Source organism: Roseateles sp. (genome assembly GCF_052436255.1).
Taxonomy (GTDB): domain Bacteria; phylum Pseudomonadota; class Gammaproteobacteria; order Burkholderiales; family Burkholderiaceae_C; genus Pelomonas.
Genome location: NZ_JBQVNP010000234.1, coordinates 1 through 5104, shown reverse-complemented (window position 1 = coordinate 5104; position 5104 = coordinate 1). Strand labels below are relative to the sequence as shown.

At 71.6% G+C, this 5104-nt stretch carries 6 protein-coding genes and 1 pseudogene; 1 reads left to right on the top strand and 6 read right to left on the bottom strand.

Annotation, left to right across the window (positions count from 1 at the left end; translation table 11 throughout):
* The 6 genes from ACT6S0_RS26425 to mdcA form a co-directional block, all read right to left on the bottom strand.
* Positions 1-433, bottom strand: a 433-nt coding sequence (locus ACT6S0_RS26425; RefSeq protein WP_444766707.1) for a triphosphoribosyl-dephospho-CoA synthase, incomplete at its 3' end; no start/stop codon positions are given.
* The gene (mdcG, locus tag ACT6S0_RS26420) at positions 430-1098 is read right to left on the bottom strand and encodes a malonate decarboxylase holo-[acyl-carrier-protein] synthase (protein ID WP_444766706.1); all 669 of its coding nucleotides are present in this window, start codon (positions 1096-1098) and stop codon (positions 430-432) included. The genes ACT6S0_RS26425 and mdcG, both read right to left, overlap by 4 nt.
* Positions 1095-1796: a biotin-independent malonate decarboxylase subunit gamma gene (locus ACT6S0_RS26415; protein WP_444766705.1), complete on the bottom strand. Its 702-nt coding sequence runs from the start codon at positions 1794-1796 to the stop codon at positions 1095-1097. The genes mdcG and ACT6S0_RS26415 overlap by 4 nt, the downstream gene beginning before the upstream one ends.
* On the bottom strand, positions 1796-2656 hold the full coding sequence (locus tag ACT6S0_RS26410) for a biotin-independent malonate decarboxylase subunit beta (RefSeq protein WP_444766704.1): 861 nt from the start codon (positions 2654-2656) through the stop codon (positions 1796-1798). The genes ACT6S0_RS26415 and ACT6S0_RS26410 overlap by 1 nt, the downstream gene beginning before the upstream one ends.
* Complete coding sequence (gene mdcC / locus ACT6S0_RS26405) at positions 2653-2970, bottom strand: malonate decarboxylase acyl carrier protein (protein WP_444766703.1); 318 nt, start codon at positions 2968-2970, stop codon at positions 2653-2655. The genes ACT6S0_RS26410 and mdcC overlap by 4 nt, the downstream gene beginning before the upstream one ends.
* Before the next feature lie 10 nt (positions 2971-2980).
* Positions 2981-4645 carry a malonate decarboxylase subunit alpha gene (gene mdcA / locus ACT6S0_RS26400; protein WP_444766702.1) on the bottom strand — a complete coding sequence of 555 codons (1665 nt, stop codon included), beginning with the start codon at positions 4643-4645 and terminating at the stop codon, positions 2981-2983.
* A gap of 231 nt (positions 4646-4876) precedes the next feature.
* On the opposite strand from mdcA, the pseudogene ACT6S0_RS26395 reads away from it, so the two are divergent.
* A pseudogene (locus ACT6S0_RS26395) lies at positions 4877-5104 on the top strand (tripartite tricarboxylate transporter substrate binding protein); the annotation flags it as partial.

Below are 5104 nucleotides of genomic sequence, written 5' to 3'. Positions count from 1 at the left end.
GGCGCAGCGTGTCGCCCCAGCGCGTCAGCAGCATCTCGCGCACCGCCGCGGGCGTGAGGCGCTGGCCTTGCGCCGACAGCGCGCCGGCCGAGGCACACAGCAGGCCCAGCATGAAGATGGCGCCGCGGTGCGTGTTGACGCCGCCGGTGGCCGCCAGCATGCGGGCCTCGGCGGCGATGCCGCAGCGCTCCAGCTCTGCAAAGGAGGCGCCGCACGCGCCCAGCTCGGCGATGCGCACGAAGTAGCTGCGCAGCGCGAACAGGCTGCGCATGAAGGTATGGGCGTCCATGTCGGCGTGGCTGCCACGGTCGGTCAGCGTGACGAGGCCGGGCTTGGGCGTCAGGGCAAGTTCATCATGCAGGGCCAGCGTGGCGGCGCGGCCGATCTCCTGCACGCCCGGCACGCATGACGCGGCAGCGAGCAGAGGCCTCATGCGATCACTCCGGTGCCTTCGAACTCATGGAGCGCCGTGGCCATCGCCGCGCCGTGCAGGCGCTTGACCAACAGCGTCCGGGCCCGGCCGGCGCGCCAGGCCTGCCATTCGCGCCAGGCCACTGCGGCATTGCCGTCGAACACCAGTTCGCCGTCCAGCCGCAGCGTCGGCGCCTCGAAGCTGCCCAGCGCGGCTGCCACCGCATCCGCCTGCTGCACGTCGTCCACCGCCATCCACAGATCGAGATCCGAGCCCTCGCGCAGGTGGCCCAGGCCGGTGAAGTGCTCCCATCCGTGGCTGCCATAGGCACGCGCCGTCACGCCATCGGCCTGCAGCCGTTCGGCCAGCTGGCGCGCCGCCACGCGCGCGCTCGCAGGCAACTGGCCGAGTACCTGGTCGAGACGCGCAAACTCGTCGAAATACAGCACCTCGACCAGCGGCACGCGCAGCGCGAGGCGGCGGCGCTGCCAGCGGCCCGGCGCGCACAGGCCCAGGGCGATGGTCTCGCCGTCATGCTGGGACTGGCGGGTGACGACGAGGGGCAGGCTCTGCCCGGCCCAATGCCGCAGGCAGTCGCGCGCGGTCTCGTCCCAGCTGCCGCCCAGCAGGCGCTGCCAGCCCGCGCCAGACAGCCAGGCGATCTGGTGGCGGTGCAGCGGCGTCATGGCGCGTCCAGCACCAGCTGGGTCACGCGGGCCGCCATCCGCCTGCCGCCGCGTGCGGCGCCGTCGGCGGCGCGCTGGTCGCTCGTCGGCGCATTGGCCAAGGCCTCACGCAGCGCCGCGGCCAGGTCGCCCTGCCAGAGCTTGCGCACGCCGCCCATCGCCACGTAGTTGTCCACGCCGGGCGCGAACACCGGATTGCAGGCCGACAGCTCGGCCAGCAGCGCCTCGGGCAGCTTGGTGACGCGGGCCATGGCCGGCAGCCGCATGACGCGGATCTCGGCCTCGGGCAGCGCGTCGCAGGCGTCGGCGATCAGGCCCGACGCGATGAAGCCGCCGGAGAGTGCTTGGTCGTAGACGAGGCCGAGCACGCGGTGGCCCCGGCGGCGCGCGAGGTCGATGCACATGCCAAGGTGGGCCATCGCGCGGTTGATGCCGAGCAGCTCGTCGCGGCGGCGCAGCTGCTGGCCCTGGGTGTCGATCAGCAGCAGCATGGCGCGGCCGGGGTGCTGCGCCATCGTGTCGAGCACGGCACGGGCCTGCGCCAGCGCAAGCTGCACGCCGACGGGCGCATGGTCGGTGCTGCCGATGACCGTGAGCGGCTGAGCGTCGAACTCGACGCTGCCGCGCAGCAGGTCGCCGTCGCGCGTGATGCCGTGAGCGGCGCCGAACAGTTGGATTGCGAGCGTCTGCCAGTCCATCAGCGTGCTCCCATGGGCTGCAGTGCGGCCACGTCGAGGTCGGGCACGCGAGCGGCATCCGCCACACCGGTCGAGGCCCAGAACGCGACCGCGTCATTACCCTCAAAGCGCAGGCGCGCGGCGAGCCTGGCGTGTTCGTCCTCCAGCGCGTCCGGCGTGACCGGCCGCGATGCATCCAGCGCCGCGATGGCCGCCGCACGGAAGGCGGCAACGTCGTCCTCCACCAGCGCGTCGCAGTCGCCACTCAGCCAGCGGTGCTTGCCGCCGGTCGTGCGCCAGACGAGGGCCCGGTCGCGCGAGTCGAACTCCTCGACCCCATGCGAGGCCTCGATCACCTCGGGGCCCGACATGGCCAGGCGGCCCAGGTCGCTCATGACGATGTGGTCGGCGCAGCGCGCGACGATGCCCATGCCGCCGAAGCAGCCTCCTGAGCCACCGATCAGCACGATCACCGGGATGCCGGCCGCGCGCACGTCGAGCAGCGCGCGCATCACCTCTGACACGGCAATGAGACCGGCATTGGCCTCGTGCAGGCGCACGCCGCCGGACTCGGCCAGCAGCAGCACCGCCTTGGGCCGGTCGCGCAGCGCGCGCTGCATCAGGCCGACTAGCTTGGCGCCATGCACCTCGCCGACACCGCCGCCCATGAACTCGCCTTCCTGGGCCGCCACGAAGATGGGCTGGCCCGCCAGCATCGCGCGACCGATGGCGACACCGTCGTCGAAGGCCGAAGGCACGCCCAGCTGCGCAAGATGCGGGCTCATCAGCCGCATGGCGGGCGGCAGCCATTCATGAAAGCTGCCGGCATCGACGAGCCGCGCCAGGCGCTCGCGCGCCGAGCATTCTGCGTAGGAAATCATGGCTGCAGCTCCTGCGCGGCCTGGTCCAGCCGCAGGCTGACGACGGCCGGCGTGGCGCCCATGTCGTGGATGGACAGCAGCACGCCGGCGAGCTGGTGGCGCTGGTGGAAGTCGCTGACGACGGCCGACCAGATGACACCGAAGCCGCGCGCCGAGGTTTCGATGTGGACGCGGCAGTCGCTGCCGGCCACAGGCTCCAGCAGCACTTCGAGGTTGCCGGAGCCGACGACACCGACCAGCACCGGCGCGAAGGCGCCCGCCGCCCGCGTGCCGGCGAAGACGTAGTCCAGGGTTTCGAGGCCAGGGGTGCTCATCGTCATGTCCTCACCAATTGCGGAAGCGCTTGGGCGGGCAGTAGAGGCCGCCCGAGGCGCGCACGAGGTCGCGCATGCTGCGCGCGGCCAGCAGGTTGCGAGTGGCGTCGCGCGGGTCGATACCGAGGTCCGCGGGCCGGCGGATGACGCCGCGGTCGCGCAGGTTCTCCACCATGCGGGCGTCGCGCGCCAGGCCCACCGCCGTGTAGCCGGCCACGCCGCGGATGGCCTGCTCGCGCTCCGCGTCGCTGCGGCACAGCAGCAGGTTGGCGATGCCTTCCTCGGTCAGGATGTGAGACACGTCCTCGCCGTAGATCATGATCGGCGGCAGCGCCATGCCGGCCTGCTCCTGCAGGGTCCAGGCGTCGAGCCGCTCGACGAAGGCGGGCTGCATGTGCTCGCGGAAGGTCTCGACCATCTGCACCACCAGCTTCTGCCCGCGCGGCGTGCCGGCGGCTCCGCAGCGCCCGGCGCGAGCCTCGGCGCCAGCCTTGAGCCAGGCTGGGCTGGCGTGGCGGCGACCGCGGGCATCGGCGCCCATGTTGGGCGCGCCACCGAAGCCGGCGATGCGGCCCAGCGTGGCGGTCGAGCTGTTGCCGTCGAGGTCGATCTGCAGCGTGGAGCCGATGAACATGTCGCAGGCGTAGTGCCCGGCCGCCTGGCAGAAGGCGCGGTTGCTGCGCAGGCTGCCGTCCGGCCCGGTGAAGAAGACGTCGGAGCGGGCGCGGATGTAGTCCTCCATGCCCAGTTCGGAGCCGAAGGAGTGGACTGAATCGACCCAGCCGGCCTCGATGGCCGGGATCAGCGCGGGGTGCGGGTTGAGCGCCCAGTGCCTGCCGATCTTGCCCTTCAGGCCGAGCGACTCGCCATAGGTCGGCAGCAGCAGCTCGATGGCCGCGGTATCGAAGCCGATGCCGTGGTTCAGGCGCTGCACGCCGTATTCGCCGTAGATGCCCTTGATGGCCATCATGGCCATCAGCACCTGGATCTCGCTGATCTGCGCCGGGTCGCGCGTGAACAGCGGCTCGATGAAGTTGGGGCTGGGCGCCTTGACGACGAAGCTGACCCAGCCGGCCGGGACGTCGACGCGCGGCAGGCTGTCCACGATCTCGTTGACCTGGGCGATGACGATGCCGCCGGAGAACGCCGTGGCCTCGACGATGGCCGGCGTGTCCTCGGTGTTGGGGCCGGTATAGAGATTGCCCTGGGCGTCGGCCGCGTGCGCCGCCACCAACGCCACCTTGGGCGTCAGGTCGACAAAGTAGCGCGCGAACAGTTCGAGGTAGGTGTGGATGGCGCCGATCTCGATGCCGCCTGCCGCGACCAGCCTGGCCAGGCGGGCACCCTGCGGGCCGCTGAAGCTGAAGTCCAGCCGCGCGGCGATGCCGTTCTCGAACAAGTCCAGGTGCTCGGGCAGGGCCAGCACCGACTGCACCATGTGCAGATGATGGACGCGCTGCGGGTCGACCTGCACCAGCGCCTTGGCCAGGAAGTCGGCCTGCTTCTGGTTGTTGCCCTCCAGGCAAACGCGGTCGCCGGGCTCCAGCACGCATTCCAGCAGCGGCACGATGGCGTCGGCGGCCACGCGGCGGCCCTGCACACCGGCCAATGCCGCAGCGCGCGACAGGCGCTCGCGGCGCTGGCGGTCACGCTGGTTCCAGGCGGGGGCGTTCATCGGGTTCTCCTGCGTTGCAGCCGCAGTGTGGAAGCGGCCGCCGGGCCGATCAATCAACCTCGCCGACCGACGTTTACGCGCGCTGCAAATGTCGGCCGAGAACGTTCCGCTTTGGGTAAGCGTTCGCCGGTCTGGCTGATTGATCGGGCGGCGGCCGCGCGCTTACCGTGCGACGCCAGCGCGATGCCGCCAAGGCCCAGGCCGCTGACTCACAAGACAGGAGACATCACGATGAAACGCCGCACCCTTCTACCCGCGCTGCTGACCCCCTGGCTGGCCCAGGCCCAGGGCAGCAAGCCCTACACCTGGATCGTCCCCTTCCCGGTCGGCGGCGGGACGGACGCCTTTGCCCGGCCGCTGACGACGGTGCTGACGCGCCAGCTGGGCCGCCAGGTGATCATCGACAACAAGGGCGGCGCCGGCGGCACGGTGGGCGCCGGCCTGGCGGCCAAGCTGGCG

What these genes read in the sequence shown, in the direction of transcription:
- mdcG (WP_444766706.1), bottom strand. Translation starts at nt 1,098, where the DNA reads ATGACGCCGCTGCACCGCCACCAGATCGCCTGGCTGTCTGGCGCGGGC.
- ACT6S0_RS26415 (WP_444766705.1), bottom strand. Translation starts at nt 1,796, where the DNA reads ATGGACTGGCAGACGCTCGCAATCCAACTGTTCGGCGCCGCTCACGGC.
- ACT6S0_RS26410 (WP_444766704.1), bottom strand. Translation starts at nt 2,656, where the DNA reads ATGATTTCCTACGCAGAATGCTCGGCGCGCGAGCGCCTGGCGCGGCTC.
- mdcC (WP_444766703.1), bottom strand. Translation starts at nt 2,970, where the DNA reads ATGAGCACCCCTGGCCTCGAAACCCTGGACTACGTCTTCGCCGGCACG.
- mdcA (WP_444766702.1), bottom strand. Translation starts at nt 4,645, where the DNA reads ATGAACGCCCCCGCCTGGAACCAGCGTGACCGCCAGCGCCGCGAGCGC.